The organism is Undibacterium sp. YM2, assembly GCF_009937975.1.
Classification (GTDB): Bacteria; Pseudomonadota; Gammaproteobacteria; order Burkholderiales; family Burkholderiaceae_D; genus Undibacterium.
This window is the reverse complement of sequence record NZ_AP018441.1, coordinates 5,184,089-5,204,769: the sequence shown is the minus strand read 5'-3', so window position 1 is coordinate 5,204,769 and position 20,681 is coordinate 5,184,089. Positions and strand designations below refer to the sequence as shown.

At 50.7% G+C, this 20,681-nt stretch carries 21 protein-coding genes; 8 read left to right on the top strand and 13 right to left on the bottom strand.

The features are described from left to right. The first annotated feature begins 72 nt into the window (after positions 1-72). Together UNDYM_RS23860 and UNDYM_RS23855 are read left to right on the top strand one after the other, a co-directional pair. Positions 73-1,209, top strand: a complete 1,137-nt coding sequence (locus UNDYM_RS23860) for a porin (RefSeq protein ID WP_162043346.1) — start codon at positions 73-75, stop codon at positions 1,207-1,209. Positions 1,210-1,590: 381 nt separating this feature from the next. Then, positions 1,591-2,652 carry a porin gene (locus UNDYM_RS23855; protein WP_162043345.1) on the top strand — a complete coding sequence of 354 codons (1,062 nt, stop codon included), beginning with the start codon at positions 1,591-1,593 and terminating at the stop codon, positions 2,650-2,652. Positions 2,653-2,913: 261 nt separating this feature from the next. Here the strand turns inward: UNDYM_RS23855 and UNDYM_RS23850 are convergent, their stop codons facing one another. The 8 genes from UNDYM_RS23850 to dusB form a co-directional block, all read right to left on the bottom strand. Then, the gene (locus tag UNDYM_RS23850; protein WP_162043344.1) at positions 2,914-3,738 is read right to left on the bottom strand and encodes a 2-keto-4-pentenoate hydratase; all 825 of its coding nucleotides are present in this window, start codon (positions 3,736-3,738) and stop codon (positions 2,914-2,916) included. 48 nt (positions 3,739-3,786) lie between these two features. Then, the gene (gene ruvB / locus UNDYM_RS23845; protein ID WP_162043343.1) at positions 3,787-4,857 is read right to left on the bottom strand and encodes a Holliday junction branch migration DNA helicase RuvB; all 1,071 of its coding nucleotides are present in this window, start codon (positions 4,855-4,857) and stop codon (positions 3,787-3,789) included. Positions 4,858-4,860: 3 nt separating this feature from the next. After that, positions 4,861-5,442, bottom strand: coding sequence for a Holliday junction branch migration protein RuvA (ruvA, locus tag UNDYM_RS23840; RefSeq protein ID WP_162043342.1), 582 nt, complete (start codon positions 5,440-5,442; stop codon positions 4,861-4,863). A gap of 124 nt (positions 5,443-5,566) precedes the next feature. Then, positions 5,567-6,109, bottom strand: coding sequence for a crossover junction endodeoxyribonuclease RuvC (ruvC, locus tag UNDYM_RS23835; protein WP_162043341.1), 543 nt, complete (start codon positions 6,107-6,109; stop codon positions 5,567-5,569). A 574-nt stretch (positions 6,110-6,683) separates the two neighbouring features. Further along, positions 6,684-6,983, bottom strand: a complete 300-nt coding sequence (locus tag UNDYM_RS23830; RefSeq protein ID WP_232063580.1) for a GIY-YIG nuclease family protein — start codon at positions 6,981-6,983, stop codon at positions 6,684-6,686. Between the two features lie 29 nt (positions 6,984-7,012). After that, positions 7,013-8,578 (bottom strand): bifunctional phosphoribosylaminoimidazolecarboxamide formyltransferase/IMP cyclohydrolase, encoded by a 1,566-nt coding sequence (gene purH, locus UNDYM_RS23825; protein ID WP_162043340.1) that lies wholly within the window; start codon positions 8,576-8,578, stop codon positions 7,013-7,015. Between the two features lie 47 nt (positions 8,579-8,625). Next, the gene (locus tag UNDYM_RS23820; RefSeq protein ID WP_110258221.1) at positions 8,626-8,859 is read right to left on the bottom strand and encodes a helix-turn-helix domain-containing protein; all 234 of its coding nucleotides are present in this window, start codon (positions 8,857-8,859) and stop codon (positions 8,626-8,628) included. Between the two features lie 93 nt (positions 8,860-8,952). After that, positions 8,953-9,963 carry a tRNA dihydrouridine synthase DusB gene (gene dusB / locus UNDYM_RS23815; protein WP_162043339.1) on the bottom strand — a complete coding sequence of 337 codons (1,011 nt, stop codon included), beginning with the start codon at positions 9,961-9,963 and terminating at the stop codon, positions 8,953-8,955. Between the two features lie 326 nt (positions 9,964-10,289). On the opposite strand from dusB, the gene UNDYM_RS23810 reads away from it, so the two are divergent. After that, positions 10,290-11,618, top strand: a complete 1,329-nt coding sequence (locus tag UNDYM_RS23810; RefSeq protein WP_162043338.1) for an NAD(P)/FAD-dependent oxidoreductase — start codon at positions 10,290-10,292, stop codon at positions 11,616-11,618. Positions 11,619-11,689: 71 nt separating this feature from the next. On the opposite strand, the gene UNDYM_RS23805 is transcribed toward UNDYM_RS23810, so the two are convergent. After that, positions 11,690-13,372 carry a hypothetical protein gene (locus tag UNDYM_RS23805; protein WP_162043337.1) on the bottom strand — a complete coding sequence of 561 codons (1,683 nt, stop codon included), beginning with the start codon at positions 13,370-13,372 and terminating at the stop codon, positions 11,690-11,692. Between the two features lie 286 nt (positions 13,373-13,658). On the opposite strand from UNDYM_RS23805, the gene UNDYM_RS23800 reads away from it, so the two are divergent. The 4 genes from UNDYM_RS23800 (at position 13,659) to UNDYM_RS23785 (ending at position 16,749) form a co-directional block, all read left to right on the top strand. After that, positions 13,659-14,291: a hypothetical protein gene (locus tag UNDYM_RS23800; RefSeq protein WP_162043336.1), complete on the top strand. Its 633-nt coding sequence runs from the start codon at positions 13,659-13,661 to the stop codon at positions 14,289-14,291. Between the two features lie 62 nt (positions 14,292-14,353). Next, positions 14,354-14,956: a hypothetical protein gene (locus tag UNDYM_RS23795; RefSeq protein ID WP_162043335.1), complete on the top strand. Its 603-nt coding sequence runs from the start codon at positions 14,354-14,356 to the stop codon at positions 14,954-14,956. Between the two features lie 15 nt (positions 14,957-14,971). After that, positions 14,972-16,015: a sensor histidine kinase gene (locus UNDYM_RS23790; protein WP_162043334.1), complete on the top strand. Its 1,044-nt coding sequence runs from the start codon at positions 14,972-14,974 to the stop codon at positions 16,013-16,015. Continuing rightward, a complete protein-coding gene (locus UNDYM_RS23785) occupies positions 16,012-16,749 on the top strand; it encodes a LytTR family DNA-binding domain-containing protein (RefSeq protein WP_162043333.1) in 738 nt (245 codons plus the stop codon). Before UNDYM_RS23790 ends, UNDYM_RS23785 begins: the two co-directional genes overlap by 4 nt. 201 nt (positions 16,750-16,950) lie before the next feature. Here the strand turns inward: UNDYM_RS23785 and UNDYM_RS23780 are convergent, their stop codons facing one another. Genes UNDYM_RS23780 through UNDYM_RS23770 form a run of 3 tightly spaced genes read right to left on the bottom strand, consistent with a single transcriptional unit; the run spans position 16,951 to position 18,264 of the window. Next, entirely contained in the window at positions 16,951-17,328 is a 378-nt protein-coding gene (locus UNDYM_RS23780) for a helix-turn-helix transcriptional regulator (RefSeq protein ID WP_162043332.1), read from the bottom strand. Next, positions 17,315-17,776 (bottom strand): SRPBCC family protein, encoded by a 462-nt coding sequence (locus UNDYM_RS23775; protein ID WP_162043331.1) that lies wholly within the window; start codon positions 17,774-17,776, stop codon positions 17,315-17,317. Before UNDYM_RS23775 ends, UNDYM_RS23780 begins: the two co-directional genes overlap by 14 nt. After that, a complete protein-coding gene (locus tag UNDYM_RS23770; protein ID WP_162043330.1) occupies positions 17,773-18,264 on the bottom strand; it encodes an SRPBCC domain-containing protein in 492 nt (163 codons plus the stop codon). The genes UNDYM_RS23775 and UNDYM_RS23770 overlap by 4 nt, the downstream gene beginning before the upstream one ends. A gap of 226 nt (positions 18,265-18,490) precedes the next feature. On the opposite strand from UNDYM_RS23770, the gene UNDYM_RS23765 reads away from it, so the two are divergent. Continuing rightward, positions 18,491-19,714 (top strand): alpha/beta hydrolase-fold protein, encoded by a 1,224-nt coding sequence (locus tag UNDYM_RS23765; protein ID WP_162043329.1) that lies wholly within the window; start codon positions 18,491-18,493, stop codon positions 19,712-19,714. Between the two features lie 279 nt (positions 19,715-19,993). Here the strand turns inward: UNDYM_RS23765 and UNDYM_RS23760 are convergent, their stop codons facing one another. Further along, on the bottom strand, positions 19,994-20,662 hold the full coding sequence (locus tag UNDYM_RS23760; RefSeq protein ID WP_162043328.1) for a histidine phosphatase family protein: 669 nt from the start codon (positions 20,660-20,662) through the stop codon (positions 19,994-19,996). Positions 20,663-20,681 lie beyond the last annotated feature (19 nt).

Genomic DNA, 20,681 nt, shown 5'->3' with positions numbered 1-20,681 from the left:
TAAATTCGTAAAATAATGGCCAAAGCTTTTCAGGTGTGGCCGCATAAATTAATAATTTTGGAGACGCTTTCAATGAAAAAATCGATACTGGCATTCGCAGTCTTGAGCGCATTTGCAGCAACCGCTTCAGCACAATCTTCTATCGTTATCTACGGTATTATCGACGCAGCCGTAGTTGCCACTACCAATCAGACACCAACTGGTGGCTCCAAATTCTCCATGGATGCTGGTCAATTACTGACCTCCCGTTGGGGTATCAAAGGTTCTGAGGACCTGGGTGGCGGTTTGAAAGCGAACTTCAATCTCGAAGGTACACTGGCCAATGACACAGGTACTGCAGGTGCCGGTTTTGGTGGTAACGTATTTAATCAGGCAGGTAACAATACATCCCTGTTCGACCGTCTGTCCTGGGTAGGTCTGTCTGGTGATTTCGGTTCTGTGACACTGGGCCGTAACAATATTCTGGGTGTGGATTCCGTTGGTCTGGCTGATCCTATCAGCCTGGCACATGCAGGTTCCAACCCTAACGTGATGTTCAGCGCGCTGAATGCCGGTTCTTTCTTTGGTGGTTTCGGTACTAACCAGGGCGGTACAGCACTGCGTCAAAATAATTCCATCAAATATGTGTCCCCTATCATGTCTGGTTTTGGTGGCGCGTTGATGTACGGTTTTGGTGAAAAAGCTGGTGACAACACGGCAAGCAACTATGCTGGCCTGTCTGGCTTCTTTACCGATGGCACCAATGGTGCTGCGCTGTCTTACGCTAAACTCAAAGACAACACGGGTGCAGCTTATCTGGCTGGCTGGGCTGGCGGTGCCAAGTTCAAAATCACTCCATCTGTGATGTTGCGCGGTACTTACTCCAGCAACAAAGTAGAAGGCAATATCAAGATTGATGCATTGCCAAATGCAAATGGCCGCAAGATTGCTGTCATAGGTCTGGGTGCAGATTTCAGTTTGTCTGATCAGACTACACTGACTACTGCTTATTACAACACCAAACGCTCTGGCGATATCGACGGTAAAGCTGATCAATACATCTTGCTGGGTAAATATGCCTTCAGCAAACGTACAACTGCCTACGCTTCCCTGACATATGCAAAAGCCGGTTCTGTAAATGCTCAGGATGTTTCCCTGGCATTGGGCATCATTGGTGCAGGCAATAGTTCTGCAACACGTACAGCAGTAGGCGTATTGCACGCATTCTGATTGTAGATAGACGGTTTTACTTGCAAAGGTCGCCCTGGGCGACCTTTGCAATTTTGTTTTTGTTTCATTTTTATTGGTAATAATGTAATTTTTCAGCGCTTGTCCGGCATTATCGATGTTAATTAAATTGCATTGAAATTATTGTTTTAAAGGCAATTTTTGTTGCTTATTCGAGACAAAACACCCCCATATTCCCTCCAAAAGCCGATTTAGCTTGGCTGCCTGACACCATTTTTGGTCAAATACGTTAACTTCTTTTTAGCTGTCTTGTCGGTTCTTAAGTATTTGCGCTCTTCGTGCAATCAATGTTTTGGCTCTGTTTTGCGCGAACTGTGCTTAATGTAGTTCAATATCAATGTGAAATCCTTTGGAGAAATATCAATGAAAAAATCACTCATCGCTCTGTCAGTTTTGGCTGCTGTTGCTGGTACAGCGCAAGCTCAATCTTCCGTCACTATCTACGGTGTAGTTGATATGGCTTTGCAACATCAAAACACTGGCGATCCTGCTGGCTCCACACTGGGTCTGGATAGTGGTATTCAATCCGGTTCCCGTCTGGGCTTCAAAGGTTCTGAAGACCTGGGTGGCGGTCTGAAAGCAAATTTCCAATTGGAAATGGGTATCAATGCTGATACAGGTAGCTCCGCTCAAGGTGGCCGTGCATTCGGTCGTCAAGCTTTCGTAGGTTTGTCTGGTGACTTCGGTGGTATTAACTTCGGCCGTCAATACACACCAGCATTCGTTGCTATCGACAGCTTCGATCCATTCAGCACTGGTATCACTAGCGGTACAGCAGGTAGCGGCACATCCGGTCTGGGCGCTGCAGCTTACTTCGACCACGGTGGCGTTCGTATCAACAACTCCGCTGTCTATAACACAACTAACCTGGGCGGTTTCGTAGGTACTCTGGCTTATGGTTTCGGTGAAGTTGCTGGTAACACAACAGCTGGCCGTTACATCGGTTTCTCCGGTGCTTACACTGCTGGTCCTCTGTTTGCTGAACTGGCATACAGCAATGCGCAAAATGCTACTGGTACTAATGCAACCAAGAGCTACTTGCTGGCTGGTACATACAACTTTGACGTAGTTACAGCACACGCTGCTTTCTCCTCTATCAAAGATGATGGCGTAGGCGCAGCTGCTCTGGATCGTCGCGTATGGTTGCTGGGTGCGACAGTACCAGTTGGTTCTGGCAATATCATCGCCAGCTACATCCGTTCCACTAACCAAAACAGCTTGTTGAAAGCTGCTAACGGTACACAATTGGCTCTGGGTTACACATACTCCCTGTCCAAGCGTACTAACCTGTACACTTCGATCTCCCGCGCAAGCAACGACGCAAACATCAATCTGGGTAGCGCTGATTCTTCAGCAACTTTCCACCCAGTACCTAACGGCGCTGATGTACGTCTGGTTAACGTTGGTATCCGTCACAAGTTCTAATTTAATGCTGACTTAGGTCAGTTTTAAAAAGAGCCTGGCAAGATTGAGAAGGCACTCACGGTGAGTGCTTTCTCTTTTCGCGTTTGCTTTGTGAAGTGTTTCAAACAATGCTGGCAGCGGCTGCCAGGCTGAATTGCCAGTAAAGTTTATGCGCTTCTGCAAAAAAGAAAAAGGCTGACATGCGATGCATGTCAGCCTTTTTCATTCAGACAATCAGTGTTTCACAGAGATTGCCGCCATAATATCTGATGTTTGGCTGTTTTAAGCAAAACTGACACTCAAGCCCGGTAATGGGATACCAGAGAAAGCGGTCCCCCAGGTTTGCCCGGCCTGCACCGGGTAAGCATCAGTCCAGGTGCCGGTGGTGATGATTTCACCTGCCTGCAAAGCTGGGAATTGCGGTTGCTTCTGCAGCAGGCCATGCAGGTGCCAGATCGCATGCAAGGGGCTGTCCAATACATTACTGCCATAACCCGCGCTCAGCAGTGTGCCATCGCATGACAGCGAGACGCTGGCATTGGCCAGCAGCTCAGCCAGATGCTGACGGCTGGCGCTCGACAAGATTCGTGGTTCACCGATCAGCAGGGTGCCGTGCAGGCCAAGTGCAGCTATCGCATCGGCAGCCTCAAACTTCCAGTCGGGGTAGGGGCTGACGACGATCTCTATGCCATGTGCCATCCATTCCAGGCAATCTGCCAGTTCTTCTATGCAGGCATCGGCAGCAGGTGTCCTGCCGAGCTTGAATACCACTTCTGGCTCTATACGTGGCTGCAAGGCACCAGTCAGGCTTTGATAAGCATGGTTGTCTTCTACATAGCGCACTGTGCTGTCAAACAGGCTGCTCCAGATAGGTTCGCGTATGGCGGCTTTTTCGCCGTACTTGGTCCACAGCTTGCGGTTGGTAAAACCTAGTTTACGGCCTATGCGCACCTCGCCTTCGGCGGCGCGTATGGTGTCAGATGCCCTTGCGATGTCATAGGCATCATCTATGCTGAGTTCAAATTGCCAGCTCAGGGGGCTGACATGCTGGGTGCGTGCCCGCGCTTCCAGGAAGGTGTAGGCATGTTGTTCGGCTAGTAAGGACATGGCATCAAATTTGGTAAGATTGAGCACAAACCATGGAGGGCTGGAGTATCAGGTGCCGCCCCACAAGTCTCCGTTATTGCCCGATCTGGGCATGGTCACGCCAAAATGCTCATACGCGGACGGCGTTGCTATCCTGCCTCTGGGCGTGCGTTGCAAAAAACCCTGCTGTATCAGATAGGGTTCCAGTACATCTTCTATGGTGTCGCGTTCTTCGCCTATGGCGGCGGCAACATTGTCCAGTCCTACCGGGCCACCGCCAAATTTGAAGAGTATGGCTTCCAGCAGTTTTCTGTCCATGAGGTCAAAGCCAACTGCATCAACATCCAGCATTTTCAATGCCGCGTCGGCCATGCCTTTGGTAATTTCACCATTGCCCTTGACCTCGGCATAGTCACGCACACGCCGCAACAGGCGGTTGGCAATACGCGGTGTGCCACGTGCCCGCTTGGCGATTTCTCGTGCACCGTCGGCCTGTATCGGTGCGCCCAGCAGTGATGCGGAGCGGGTGACGATCTTGGTCAATTCTTCAGGCGTATAAAATTCCAGTCTGGCAACGATGCCGAAGCGATCGCGCAGCGGGTTGGTCAGCATACCGGCGCGGGTAGTAGCGCCGACCAGGGTGAAAGGCTGCAAATCCAGCTTGACCGAGCGGGCTGCCGGGCCTTCGCCTATCATGATGTCAATCTGGTAGTCTTCCAGCGCCGGGTACAAAATCTCTTCAACGACCGGTGACAAGCGATGTATCTCGTCAATGAAGAGTACGTCATTGGCTTCCAGGTTAGTCAGCAGGGCAGCCAGGTCACCAGCGCGTTCCAGCACCGGGCCAGAAGTCTGGCGCAGATTAACACCCATCTCACGCGCAATGATGTGTGCCAGCGTTGTTTTCCCCAGGCCTGGCGGGCCAAACAGCAAGGTGTGATCCAGTGCTTCGCTGCGCTGTCTTGCCGCCGTGATAAAAATTTCCAGCTGGCCGCGTATCTTTTCCTGTCCCACATATTCATCAAGCTGCTTGGGACGCAGGGCGCGCTCTATCGCCTCCTCATTGGGAGAACTGGGCGTGGCCGAGATAATGCGTGGCTCGCTGAAGTTGGATGAAAGATTGTCGGTCTGTATTGTCATCGCTTAGCCTTTGGACAATGCTTTCAATGCCAGCTTGATGCCATCTGACACGCCACTGCCAGCAGGCACGGATTTCATCGCCAGCAAGGCTTCCTTGTCAGAATAACCAAGGGCCTGCAAGGCATTCAGGATGTCGGCGCTATGATCACCCGCAGCCAGTGCCGCAGTGGCATTGCCCAGGTCTGCACCGAGTTTGCCCTTTAGTTCGAGCAATAATCTTTCAGCAGTTTTCTTGCCTATGCCGGGCACGCGGGTCAGACGTCCGGCTTCCTGCAGCGTAATCGCCTGCGCCAGATCGGCTACTGACATGCCGGACAAAATAGAGAGCGCAGTGCGGGCACCGACGCCGCTGATCTTGATCAATTGCTTGAACGTCGTGCGCTCTTCAGCCGTGCCAAAACCAAACAGCACATGGGCATCTTCGCGTATTGCCAGATGCGTCAGCAAGACCACTTTTTCACCCAGATGCGGCAGGTTATAGAAAGTGCTCATGGGCACATCGACTTCATAGCCTACGCCCTGGCAATCGACCAGCAATTGCGGAGGATTCTTTTCTATCAGAGTGCCTGCAATGCGACCTATCATGAGACTGCTTTCATACTGTATGAATAAACAGTGATAGTAAACGATTCTTGGGCGTTTGACGAGGTAAATGCGGGGAAATTATATGGATATTGCGATACTGCAATGTAGCGGGTTCCGCCAGAAGCTAGCCGACCAGACGCCCGCCCTTGACACGTAAGCCCTTCTTGGCCAATCCCGGTGCAATCGCGCCCAGGGTCGCCAGCGTATCGCCACTATGTGCGTGGCAGATAGCGACGCCCAGCGCATCTGCCGCATCACTGCCGGGCAGGCCCGACAAGGCCAGCAGACGTTGCACCATGTCCTGTACCTGTTCCTTCTTGGCGCGGCCATGGCCAACTACGCCTTGCTTGACCTGTAGCGCTGTGTATTCTGACACCGCCAGGTCGGCAGCTACCAGCGCGCAGATTGCCGCACCCCTCGCTTGCCCCAGCAACAGGGTGGATTGCGGATTGACGTTCACAAACACTTTTTCTATCGCTGCACAATCTGGCTGGTAAGTGCGTACTATTTCTGATACGCCTGACAAGATTGTCTTCAAGCGTTCTGGCAAAGTTCCATCGACGGTTTTGATGGTGCCTGAGGCAATATATGTCAGCTTGCTACCTTGTTTATAGATCACGCCAAAACCGGTGGTGCGCAAGCCGGGGTCTATGCCTAGGATTTTCATGGATTCTTTGTGGATATCGGTGAGCTGGTGTTGCTGAGCGGGTCTTGCTGGAGAGTATAGCGTATCAGTGTGGATTTTTATTTGTGCTTATGTGAGTGGGTGATTACTTTTGCTTATTGTTTGTTGTGATTGATATGTGTCATATGCCGATTTGTTGTTACTTGCGAATGGTATTCGTGAGCAACGAACGTCACCAGGCTCCAACCTGCGCTGGAGCGACGTTAATTTTTTTTGTATTATGTGGGCGATACCTAGCCCGGTTTGTATCGTCGTAATGCGGTACTGTCGAATAAGCCCGTATTCTCAAATTCGTCATTCCTGCGTAGGCAGGAATCTACCTGGCTGGCGCACCAGTGGCGTTCGTAGTACGCCGAGGTGCTAATTGCTCACGAAGATATTTCTTGCATGTTGGCGTTGAAAGTATTGGCGAATGGTATTCGTGAACAACCAACGCCACTAGGCTCCTGCCTGCGCAGGAGCGACGTCAATTAAGTGCGGGGGATTTAACGAATCACGTTTCTGTCAGAGTCAAACAATATCCAAATACAAATCCCGCCAATAAGGATTGCTCTCTTCAATCAACCTGATCTTCCATTCCCGCTTCCATGCCTTGATCTGCTTTTTCGCGCTGAATGGCAGAAAGAATCGAATCGACCTGTTCAAACCAGACCAGTTGATTAACCTTATGTCGGGAGGTAAAGCTGTCAACGAAATCGTTCTTATGCTGATAAACACGAGCTATCAAATCGTTGGCAACACCGACATATAAAGTGCCATTTCGAGCACTGGCCAGGATATAGACGTAAGCCATAAAGGTGAGAATGCAGAATAAAAAACGGCTCTGGGTGAACAGAGCCGTTTTAAACAGAATCACTAATTGATCAATACTTTATCAATATCATATCAATGACGGAAATGACGCGTACCGGTATAAACCATGACCACACCACGTTCATCCGCAGCATCAATCACTTCCTGGTCACGCATGGAACCACCCGGGTGGATCACGCAAGTTGCACCAGCATCTACTACCACATCCAGACCATCACGGAAGGGGAAGAAGGCGTCAGACGCGACGGCAGAACCAGTCAAAGTCAAACCAGCATTCTGTGCCTTGATGGAAGCGATGCGGGCCGAGTCTATGCGGCTCATCTGACCAGCGCCTACACCCAGTGTCATGCCATTGCCGCAGAAAACAATTGCATTTGATTTGACATACTTGGCCACGCGCCAGGCGAACATCATGTCAGCCATTTGCTGTGGTGTAGGCTGCAATTTCGAGACGACGCGCAGTTCTTCCTGCAAGACGTTTTTGGCATCCGGTGCCTGTACCAGCAAGCCTCCGCCAACACGTTTCATATCATATTGATTGAAGCCATCACCCAGAGAAATTTCCAGCAGACGTACGTTTTGTTTTGCTGCAAAAATCTGTTTCGCTTCGGCAGTGAACGATGGTGCGATCAGCACTTCAACGAATTGCTTGGCGACGATTTCAGCAGCCTTGCCATCAAGTTCGCGGTTGAAGGCGATGATGCCGCCAAATGCAGAAGTCGGGTCAGTCTGCAAAGCCTTGCTATAGGCTTCAAATGGTGTCGCGCCCAAAGCCACACCGCAAGGATTGGCATGCTTGACGATGACGCAGGCAGATTCAGCGAAAGACTTTACGCATTCCCATGCGGCATCGGCATCGGCGATATTGTTGTAAGACAGTTCCTTGCCTTGCAATTGCTTGTAGTTGGCCAGCGAGCCTTCGAGAGACTTCAGGTCGCGATAGAAAGCGGCAGACTGATGCGGGTTTTCACCGTAACGCATTTCCTGTACTTTTTCAAAATGCAGGTTCAGGGTTTGCGGATAAGCGCTGCGTGTGGTGTGCGCCTTGTCTTCACCCAGGCTGGTCAGGTAATTGGTGATGGCACCATCGTATTGTGCCGTATGGGCAAATACTTTTTTCGCCAGCGTGAACTTGGTGTCATAGCTGACGACGTTTTGATTTGCCTTCATCTCTGCCAGTACAACGGCATAATCAGACGGATCGACAATGACAGTCACGTCCTTGTGGTTCTTGGCAGAAGAGCGCAACATGGTCGGGCCACCGATGTCGATATTTTCTATCGCATCTTCGAGTGAGCATTCACCCTTGGCGACAGTTTGCTGGAACGGGTACAGGTTGACCACCACCATATCGATGGTAGGAATGCCATGCTGCTCCAGTGCTGCCACGTGTTCAGGGAAATCACGGCGTGCCAAAATACCGCCATGCACTTTAGGGTGCAAGGTCTTGACACGGCCATCGAGCATCTCAGGGAAGCCAGTGTAGTCAGCCACTTCGGTAACAGGCAGGCCATTGTCAGCCAGCAGTTTGGCCGTGCCACCCGTGGACAAGAGCTTGACACCGAGCGCAGACAATTCACGTGCAAATTCGAGCACACCGGTCTTGTCGGAGACGGAAATGAGGGCTTGTTTGATCATGATTTTTGATGTGAGTAAGGAAATCGGTGTCAAGCCTCGAGTATGGATTAAAGCAAACCGTGCTGCTGCAATTTCTTGCGCAAAGTATTCCGGTTAATGCCTAACATATCGGCGGCTTGTGACTGGTTGCTCGATGCGCGCGTCATGACCATTTCTAACATCGGTTTTTCAACGGCTAACACGACCATGTCGTAAATATTGGAGGCAGGTTGCTCGCCCAGGTCACGGAAATATTTTTCCAGGTTTTTGTGGACGGCGTCTTGAATGCTATCTTTGCTCATGCTGTTTTTATCACTGTTCGGTTAAGCCAGGCGGCGGGTAGTCCATGCTTCATGGACGGCAAGACAATTTATTTTTTGTAAAAGTGCTTCGTCTTATGCTGCCAGTTTTTCTTCAAAGGGGCGGTATTGTAACCGCTCCCCAGCCATGTGATCAAAAAAACTGCTGACGGCGGCAAGTTGTTCATCACAATCCGTCAGTAAGTTCATTTGTTGCCGGAAATCTTCACCACCTACCAGGTCTTGCACATACCAGCCTATATGTTTGCGTGCCGTTCGTACGCCAAGGTAGTCACCATAAAACGCATAATGCGCTTTCAAATGGTTATCCATGAGTTCACGAACTTCAGAAATCAGTGGAGCAGGTAAATGCTCGCCGGTATTGAGGAAATGGGCGATCTCGCGAAAGATCCACGGTCGGCCTTGCGCCGCCCGGCCTATCATGATGGCGTCAGCACCGGTGGCCTCTAAGACATATTTGGCTTTTTCCGGTGTTGTGATGTCGCCATTGGCAACTACGGGGATATTGACTGCGGCCTTGACGGCGGCAATGGTGTCATATTCGGCATCACCCTTATAGCCATCGGCACGGGTGCGCCCATGCAGGGTCAGCATCTGTATGCCAGCCGCCTCTGCCATGCGGGCAATGCTCAGGGCATTTTTATTGGCCCTGTCCCAGCCGGTACGGAACTTCAGTGTCACCGGCACATCGACTGCACCAACCACGGCATCCAGTATCTGACCAACCAGGCTTTCATGCTGCAACAAGGCAGAGCCGCACCAGGCATTACAGACCTTTTTAACCGGGCAGCCCATGTTGATATCGATGATTTGCGCACCTTTATCAACATTATGTTTGGCACATTCGGCCAGCATCTGTGGGTCTGCACCGGCAATCTGCACGGCCTTGGGCTCCATTTCACCTTCATGGTTGGTACGGCGCGTGGATTTTTCTGTTTCCCAGAGTTTGGGATTGGAGGCCGCCATTTCAGACACGGCATAACCCGCACCCAGTTCCTTGCACAACTGACGGAAAGGTCTGTCAGTCACGCCAGCCATGGGAGCAACAAAAATATTATTACGCAGCACGTAAGAGCCGATTTGCACGATCAGGGAAGGGGGAAATTCGAAGAAGCGCTATTCTACCTGAATCCTGCCTAAATATTCGGCAAATTCGTTACTACTCGTAAGGAATATTTTTATCTATATGACATGCGCTGGCGATAGTATAAATCTGGATAAATTGTCAGTCTTTTAGACTTGCATTTCTAAATTACTGTAGTAGGCGGGATATCGACCACGAGCTGACGGCATGTGTGTATACTCTATCTGCCATTTGTCATACTGACTCCTGACAAAAGTGCATTCCCGTGGCCCCGGCATTTGCTTGACCGGCACCAAGGGAATACATTTTTAATATACAGGGAGTCGTCGTGAACACGCAAAACAAGGAGGCAGTACATAGAATTACCATCGTTGGCGGTGGTGCAGGCGGGCTGGAACTGGCGGTTCGCTTGGGTAAGAAATTAGGTAAACGCGGCAAAGCCGTCATTACGCTGGTCGATGCCAGCCGCACCCATTTGTGGAAACCTTTATTGCATCAGGTGGCTGCAGGCACCCTCGACAGCCATGCTGACGAGCGCGAATATTTTGCCCTGGCCAGATCAAATCATTTTGATTTCCGTTTGGGGCGTATGGATGGTCTCTCACGTGACAAAAAAGAAATCTATCTCGCCCCTACGCTGGATGAGAATGGCATAGAGTTGTTGCCACGCCAGGCCATACCCTATGACAGTCTGGTCATCGCCCTGGGCAGCCAGACCAATGATTTTGGTACACCCGGTGCGCGTGAGAACAGCATCATGCTGGATTCTCTGGCGGCGGCTGAACGCTTCCATCAAAAACTCATCAATTGCTGCCTGCGTGCGCAGACACAGGACCAGGTTGCTGGTGAAGGGCGCTTTACCGTCACTATCATAGGTGGTGGTGCTACCGGGGTAGAACTGGCGGCTGAACTGCACATGACCACTAAAATCCTGTCCAGCTATGGACTGGTCAACTTCCATCCTGAAAAAGATTTAAAGATAGTTATTGTCGATGCCTCGCCACGGTTGCTGCAAATGTTGCCTGAGCGGCTGTCAGAATCTGTCGCCCGTGAATTGCGCAGCATCGCCATCGAAGTGCATACCAATGAAAAAGTGGTGGAAGTCTCCAAGGCGGGCGTGCAAATGGCCAGCGGTAAATTCATCCCTAGCGGCATCGTCGTATGGGCAGCCGGTATCAAGGCCCCTGAGTTTTTGAAAGACCTCGATGGACTGGAATGCAACCGCATTAACCAACTGGTGGTTAACCGCATGCTGCAAACCACACGTGACCCGGCCATTTTTGCCCTCGGTGATTGCTGTGCCTGCCCCCAAGGCGAGGGTTTGCCTAATGTGCCGCCGCGCGCCCAGTCTGCCCATCAGCAAGCCAGCATGCTGGCAAAGTCACTGGTGCGCCAGTTACAGGGCAAGTCCTTGCTGGAATTCACTTACAAGGACCATGGCTCGCTGGTATCGCTGGGTAACTACAGCACGGTAGGGAGCCTCATGGGCGCAATTGCCAGCGGCTCAGTCTTTATTGAAGGCACGCTGGCAAAATGGATGTACTGGTCCTTGCACAAACATCACCAGGTGGCAGTCAATGGTTTGTTCCATACCTGGCTGTCGACCTGGGCAGAGACCATAGACAGGGTACGTAATCCGCGTATCAAGCTGCATTAATTTTTATGCAATGCTGAAACGGTATTGATCCTGCAGTATGGGCGGGGCGCAATGCCTGCCCGTACTGCAATTCATCGCCCATTTTGCTTCATGTATGCCGTACTATCTGGCCTGAAGAATGCGGCATTGATCTTGTTTGCCAGTTTATCGAAGGCCCGCTCTGCCATTACCGCATAGACCTGGCCCTCAGGTGCGTGCTGTACCGGTGTGCGGCTGGATGTCTGGTACTCGACATTGAATGAATCTGGTGGCTCCACTTCCAGGTCGAATTTCCAGCGGTCTCTGGTATCAGGTACGATGAGCGCGGACTTGAAGCGCATGACCATGCCAACAAAGGCATCGTCTTGTTTGTCAGACACAAACACCTTGCCAGAAGGTTCTATCTGATAAGTGATCTGCAACCTGGGCGCATTGTCAGGGGCGGCAGGATTGGCATTGAATGACAGCACGTCATTCGGGAATATGGAGCTGAACGCACTACGTATCCCGACGATAATCCGTGTTTCCCTGACGGCTGCGCTATTGTCTGCAAAGTATTTCGCCGCTGGTATGATACGCATGCCGCGCAATTTATTTTCCTTGAGTTTCAGGATTGCATCGAGCTGACCCAGCTCACTTTCCGTCGGGCGAGTAAAGCTGATCGCGACATTCGGGTTGTCATGCTCCTCGGCAAATTTCAGCAAATTTTCCATGGACCTGATCAAGGCAGCGTCTGAATTAACTGCCTGTTGCCGGAATTTTTGCATGGAGTTTTCATACAGCACATGAATTTCTTCTGCCACGTCGGGCAAGATATCTGATTGCGGGAAGCGCAGCTTCAACTGGCGCAGCATGGTGACAGAATTTTTTTTCTGTACTTCATTGAATACCACGCGCGGCAATTCTGCCTGCATTTCAGTAATCTTGAATTTGCCGTGCGCCAGATAACCCAGATAGGCCGCCTCCGTCTGCATGTGCTTGGCATTCAGGTACATTTTCTTGTCAGCTGCCGTATTCCTGCCGTACCAGAACAAGGCTGCAATGAAGATAGCCAGCACCATTAGCGGTACTTTGAATTGACTCAACAGATTGAGCAAGCGCTTGCCCAGGCCAGCAGTAGCCAGTGCTTCCCGCCACTTGTGCCTGCGCACATCCAGCAAAGGGTCAAAGCCATACAGGCTTGCCAGATCGCGGTTATGAAATGCATCCTTGGCCTTGGTTTTATAGATATTGAATTTTCCCAGCGTGGCTTCAGCCAGGTTCTGGTTATTGATGATCAGGTCCTTGCGTGTACCATCATTGAAATTGAAGGAAAAAACCGTTTTTTGATAACGGCCATTCGATTCAAAATGGGTGGCATCCAGTTTGCGCAACTGTGCCAGATCATGTACCGCAATTTTATTGCTACGGATATCAAGCAGTGCCAGCGGGAACAGATAGCAACCAGGGACAAAACGAAATTTGGCACTCAACTGCATGCGCTGCCATATTTCATTGCCCGCATAGACCACCCCGAAAAACAGGATGGCATACCAGACGATCAGGCCGGTATTATCCCAGGCCTGATCATTGATGGGGTCGCCAAAGCTGGACGCTGCAGCCACATAAATGAAGAAAAAACATACCGCCATCAAGGCCGCATGCCGCAGGTACCAGGACCGATTCGACGTGGTGTCAGCATGCACCAGATAGTCCGGGCTTCTGACCGACCTGGCCAGTTGCTTTTTGACGTCACGGGGGAGTGCGTCATAATCGAGTTGATAGAAGGCTCGCACTACAACTTTCCTTCAATTAAAGAGGCAGATCAGCAAAAACTTCACGCAGATGGTATGCGCGAAAAAAATCAAGCTAAAACCGGCAGTATCGCTATTTACTTTGCCATGGTCAATTCACTTGTGTCATTCTGGCAGCCATGCATAAAACTATTTTTTAACAGCTCCATTCATCAGAAATTTCCCGCCATTTATCGGCGGTGACGGGGCAGTAATCGCAAAGCGAAGGAAACCAAACTTGTTCATCCGTATATTGCACATCATCAACAACCCACATGGAGTAAAGATGATGAAACACTGGAAAGTTCTGGCCGCAGCCAGTCTGATTGCACTTGCGATGAATACTTCGTTTGCTGATGGCGTCAAGTCAGGTGCCCCGAGTGGCTGGCAATTATGGGGGCCTTTGGGTGACAAATATGAGATGGGCATAGACCCGGCAGAAAGCACGCCGGAACACCCCGCACTGCTTATCGCCAGCAAAGATACCCCAACCAATGAAACCGTTAGCCTCATGCAGCAAGTGGATGCAAGTGAGTGGGAAGGCAGCGTGATCGAGTTTAGCATGATGGCCAAGGCCGTAGGGGCAGAGAAAAACAGAGTATGGCTGCGCCACCTGAAAAACCAGGCCCTCATGGCAGGTGAAAAAGTCGGGCGGTCCCAACTGATGGAGTATTCACGCAGCATACCTGATGGCAAAGGCTGGGAGAGAATTACCCTGAGCAGCTACTTCCCCAAAGATGCAGAGCCCGGTCAAAAACACTTTGACATCGGTTTTTCCCTGGCATCCAAAGGCAAGATATGGATCAGGGACATCAAGCTGGAGCGCAAGCCCTATGTGGCTACCCCCAAAGCCGTTGAGTTGCCTACCTATCGTTCTGGCCTGCCAGCTTATCCGGCACGCAACCTGAACTTTACGGAATAAAATTACCGGGTCTCATACACGATCCCCCTGATCTAACGAATACTAAAAATACTGGAACAGATATGAAACACTGGAAAATCCTGATCGCAGCACCACTGGTTGCCTTTGCCGTTAATTTTTCTTACGCAGGTGCAGTCAAGAACGGCATACCAAAAGGCTGGACAGGTAGCGGCGCAATTGCTACTCATTATGAAAGTGGACTTGATGAGTCGCAAGGGAGCAAAGAGCAACCAGCTTTCTTTATTGCTGCAAAAGAGATAAGCACGGATGATGATTTTGCCGCCATCACGCAAGTGGTCGATGCCGGTGCATATCGTGGAAAAATCATGGTTTTAACAGCATCCGCCCGACACACTGGTGAGCTGGGGCGCTACGAACTCTGGATCAGAACGACTGATGACAAAGGTGGTGTTCGCATCACATCCTCTAGCGGAGCTAAAGGGGACGCTTGGGAAACGGTGAAGGTTCAGACACCAGTGAGCGCCAATGCGCAAAAACTTGAGTTAGGTATAGGTATCAGAAAACAAGGAAAATTATTGGTGAAAGACCTGTCCTTTGCCGAAGCCCCCGCAAATAATTCCATATCTGAACGCAGACCTATAGCAAACGATGTCAACATCGGTCAGGCAAGCGCAGCCATAAAAAACCTGAATTTCTTGGATTAAAAAATGCGTACAGACATGACGATAACTCATGCGGATAAGGATGAGTCAGGCACATTGAACGAGTGGCCGTTATTACCCATGCTGGCGGTGCTGGGTTTACTGGTTTATGCAAGCCTTGGCCCAGGGCGCTCAGCCTGGCTGGCAGATAGCCTGGCTATCCTGCTGGCCTATACTTTGGCGCAAGCTGGTTTATGTCTGTCGCAAAAAATACTGTGGTTCAAACATGCCAGCCAGCGCTGGGCTATTCTCGCCTTGTCCGTGGCGCTGGCATTGTTTGCAGGGCTCAAGGCAGAAGCTGCATTCTGGCCGACGATGACAACCAGCCATGCCAGCTGGTTATTGTCCGCAATCATACTGGTATTCCTGCTCGCCACCGTCTTGCCTGCTGCCATAGATCAGGAAATCAGACATCGTACCCAGGCCAGCCTGGCCGCGGAAGCCAGCAAGCACAAAGTCGAGAGACAAATGTTGGAAGCCAGACTGGCGGCACTGCAGGGCCAGATAGAACCACATTTTTTGTTTAATACTCTCGCCAATACCCGTGCCCTGATACATCAGGATGCAAATCAGGCAGAACAAATGCTGAACCATCTGATTGCCTATCTGCGTGCCGCCATGCCCGACATGCGCCTGAGTACCACCACCCTGGGACAAGAGCTGGACAGGGCAGCGGCGTATCTGCAAATCTTCCAGATACGCCTGGGTGCACGCTTTCAGTTTTCTGTGCAGGCCACAGATGAAGTGCGCGCCTGCCTGATCCCGCCACTGGCCATCATGAGCCTGGTGGAAAACGCCATCAAGCATGGCATAGAGCCCCAGCCGGGCGAGGTGCGTATAGACATCTGCGCCCGCAGTGAGGCTGGACAATTACTGGTCACAGTCAGCGACAATGGCCGTGGTTTTCAGGATGAACTGGGCAGTGGTGTGGGTTTGCTGAATGTACAGGAAAGATTGCTGGCCTTGTTTGGCGAGCAGGCCGAACTGCAATTGCAGCCGGGCGAAAAAAATGGAGTGTGCGCCACCATATCTCTGCCAGCCAAAACCGGTAAGCTGGCATGAGTAGCATCAAACCCAAAGCCCTGATCGCTGAAGATGAAGCCATCCTGCGCCATGAGTTGCAGGACGCTCTGGCGCAGCTATGGCCAGAACTGCACATCATCGCCGCTGTTGATGACGGCATCAAGGCCATGCAAGCCATTACCGACCTGCGCCCCGACATCGCCTTTCTGGATGTTCGCATGCCTGGCCTGAGCGGCATAGACGTGGCCCGCCTGGCACAGCATCCCTGTCACATCGTGTTTCTGACTGCCCATAATGATTATGCGGTTGATGCCTTCGACCAGGGTGCGGTAGATTACTTGCTCAAACCCCTGGATTTAGGAAGGTTGGCGCTGACAGTGCAAAGGCTGAAGCAGCGTCTGTCACAACAACCGGCTGACCTGTCCGCCCTGCAAATCAAAAAGCCGCAAGAAGCACTGCGCTGGATACAGGCGTCGGTCGGCAACCAGATACGCTTCATCAATGTCAGCGATGTGCTTTGTTTTCGTGCAGATTCCAAATACACCAAAGTCATCACTGCCAGACTTGAAGCCTATATCCGCACCACCATCAAGGACCTGGCAGCACAATTGGATGCAGACAAATTCTGGCAGATATCCCGCAGTAATATCGTCAATGTCGCAGCGATAGATGCGGTGCAGAGAAGCGATGGTGGCCTGGCTTTGCGTTTGCAGAAAGAGGATGAGTGGCTGACGGTTTCGCAGGCGTATCAACACCAGTTCCGCCAAATGTAGTCGTAGCCGCTGATTAAGCTACTGCGCGAAGCCATTTTGAGTCGGCGATGCTCGTCGTACTTGAGTACGAAGCGCTTCTCAACTCAAACTGACATCGCTCGCTACGCTTACTCAGCGACTCCTTGGGGATGGCGGATCGATTCCACAGGGCTAATTGCCTAAGCTCTTGCCATTACAAGCATTTCTGTCATGTTGATTTCCCTAATCATCCTTTTCCACAAAACGCTTCAGTCTGCCTAGTGCCATTTCCCATTCGCGGCCTATGGATTCGAGGGTGCGCCTGGCTTCATCTATGCTCTCAGCTTGCAGTTGCCACAGGCGTTCCCTGCCAATTTTGATGTCACTGACGACACCTGCTTCGGCCAGTACGTTCAGGTGCTTGGTGACGCCCTGGCGGCTGATGGCCGTGGATTGCGTCAGGTGGGAAATCGAAAAAGCGCCACCCGCGCAAAGCACTGCCACCAGCTTCAGGCGTGTGGGATCACCAAGTGCCGCGAACACCTGAGCAGACGTGTCGCTGGCACTGATGATGCTGGAGGCTGATACGCTGGCCTTGCTCTTTGTTTTATTGACCGACATGGTTCGCCAGATTTTGCAGTTGTATTTCCCAGCCTTCTGTATTCATTTCAAAAGCGATGCGGCGGCGATGCGCAGGTACTTTGTCAAAACCGGATTCGGTCACCGTCAACAAGATAGCCTTGCCAGGTGCATCTTGTAGATTGAAACTGACCAGCGTCGGTATCTCACCAGAATAATCAACAGCAGTATCGACTGCATACGGGTGCCAGTGAAAAGACATGGCATCTTGTGGCTGTATATGCTGAATGACGATATCAAACATCAAACCTTCACAACCAGGGTGGGTAAACAGCCCACGTGTGCGCTGGCCCGGCGCAAATACCTGGCCGCTCAGATCGACACCAAACCATGCGCCAAATTCTTCTGCATTCGTCAGTGCGCGCCACACACGCTCGCGCGTGCCATTGATGACGATGCTGCGCTGTATGCTATCCGTATTATTGCTCATGCTGCTACTCTCCTTTCCGTGGATGAGATTTGCTGATCACTGGCCACTGCAAAGGGCGTGCCAGTGCCAGTTTCCAGATACTGCTGCAGGCTGGCGAGGAAATGCTGCCAGCCATTTTGACAAAGCGCGTAGCATTGTAGCGAGGGTAGCAGACCTATGTGTTCCAGATCCAGCTGCGTCTTGCCTAGCCCTGCATCGCTGATATGGAATACGAGCTGAGTTCCCACCCATTCGTCAGCAAGGCTGACTGATTCAGCCACGATATGCGCGCGGGTGCATAGCCAGCGCACTTCACTGTCAGCTTGCAGCTTCTCTATACGCATATCCTTGTAACACTCACTGAAGCGAAATTCCAGGGTATCGCCAACGGCTACCCCACCTGCACAATCCTGGGTCCACCAGGCACGCAAGCCTTCTACGGTGGTCAGGGCGGCATAGACCGCGGCAGGGCTGGCTTTGATGCTGAGGCTTTGCTGATAGCTTTTCATGATCTGTCTCCATTGTACGATATATGCAACCAAATAGCTGCGTATTTATTATGGAATGGATTTTGGATAAATGCAACCAAAAGGTTGCTTTAAAATGTATGCGTTAATTCTTGAGGAAAAATGGAAAGTTTCTTGACTTGATATTGTTCGTTAGGCAATCTTGCCATCATGCAGATTCAAATATGCAAACCATCTTTCATTTCTATTACCTTGAATTGTCTATCCTATGAACAACATTCGACTATTTGTTCTTCTGCTGAGTTTGGTTGGATTTGCCAATGCCGGAGAGAAAAACGAAGACATTATCGTGGGCACGATAGAGACCATACATTCAAAAGCTTTGGATGAAGATAAAAAAGTCTGGGTATATGTTCCTAAACCGAATGCTGCTCTGGGACCGGAAAAGCCTATCTATCCGGTCGTTTATTTGCTGGACGGCAACGATCATTTTCTTTCGATGATGGGTTTGATGGAAAAGAAATGCCGGGGCATTGGACACTCTTGCCCCCAAATGATCTTGGTTGCGGTTACCCACAATAACCGTCAACGTGAACTGACGCCGACGAAGGCAGGTTCGTATGCCCAGCCAGAAAAGATCAATGAAAACTCTGGTGGTGGCGAAGCTTTTTCTACTTATCTGGAGAAAGAACTGATTCCCTACATCAACGCAAAGTATCCGGCTGCTCCTTATCGGGTATTGGTTGGCCATTCTTTGGGTGGTTTGACCGTGTTACATAATCTGATCAATCACAGTGCATTGTTCGATGCCTATCTGGCGATAGATCCCAGTGCGTGGTGGGATAATGCCTTGTTGGTCAAACAAATGGACGTGGCGCTAAGGGATGGCCGCCTTGCTAACAAATCGCTATATCTGGCGGTTGCCAATACGCTTGCCAAAGGCGTGTCTATGGATCAGGTCAGATCTGGCAGCGATCAGGAAAGCAGGCATATCCGTTCGATACTCAAACTGATCGATTCATTGGATGCGCATCCACAAAGCGGTTTGCGCTGGAAGTGGAAATACTACCCGGACGAAGGCCATGGTTCTATTCCGATTTTGGCCGAGTATGACGGCTTGAATTTCTTGTTTGATTTTTACAAGATGGCTGATTTTGTGCGCTTGTATGATGCGAAGATAGATGGTGCAGGTGAACTGAAACATCAGTTTGAAAAAATAAGCGCGCGTATGGGCTATAAGCTTTTGCCCGATCTTGAAACGATGGATTGGTTGGGACAGCATTTCTTGCGTGAGAAAAAATTGAAGAATGCCAATGATTTTCTCAGCGAGAATGTGGAAAATTATCCACGCAATGCCTTGTCCCATGAAGGTATGGGTGATTACTACCTTGCTGCAAATGAGCAGACCAAAGCGAAAGAAGCCTATCAGCAAGCCGTGAAACTGGATGTCAGTTCCAAGGCTAAAGGAAAGCTGGAGAAATTAACGAAGTAAAAAATAAGTATCAGTAGCGTGAATACTGTTGATACCTGTTGATGATGTTTTATTAGCCAATCGCTTTCATTGTGTACTACGAAAGTCGCGGGATTCCTGCCTGCGCAGGAATGACGATTGGGGAGGTATGAGGATTATCATTCGCTAATGCAAATTAGAATTTTAATTTGTTCAGCATACTATTCTGGTGGCACAATTCAAGGTCGCTCCAGCGCAGGCTGGAGCCCAGCGGCGTTCTTCAACTGACAGATAATGCCGGTTATTGCCACCACAAAGACATCAATGCTTCTCGACCCTGCTCTGGTTAATCTCATCGAGCCCGTCGGCATCCAGATGCGCAATATCACCCCATTGCACCAGCTTGATTTCTTTGCCCGTCACTTCAAAACGGTTGATGCTGGCGTTGTAGATGGTCACTTCGCGTGGTGCATTCAGCGGTAAATCCTTGGCAGCACGGTAGGCACATTCGAGTACGCCACCGTGGGCGACGAGGGCGATTTTCTTGCCTTCAAATTGTTTGGCATAGTGCAGCACATGTTCCATGACGCGTTTGTGGAACTGGCGTATGGTTTCGCCTTCGTTTTCACCAGGTGGAAATTGCGCATCTGGTTCATGCGCTTGCCAGGCGTTATATTCCTTGCGGTACAGGCTGGGCAGTTCGCTGTACAACTTACCTTCAAAACCACCAAAGCAACGCTCACGCAAACCCTTGTCTATGCGGGTGCTGACACCTTGCAGGCGGGCGATTTCACCGGCGGTTTGTACTGCACGTTGCAAGTCGCTGGAAACTATCGCATGCAGTTTTTCATTTTGCAATGCCCAGGCCAGTGCCTTGGCCTGGCGTGTGCCTTCGGCATTCAGCGGGATATCGAGATGGCCTTGCAAACGGCGTTCGGCATTCCAGGCGGTTTCGCCGTGGCGTATCAATAAAATTTCTGTGGGTTTCATTTGTTTATTTTGTTCTTAT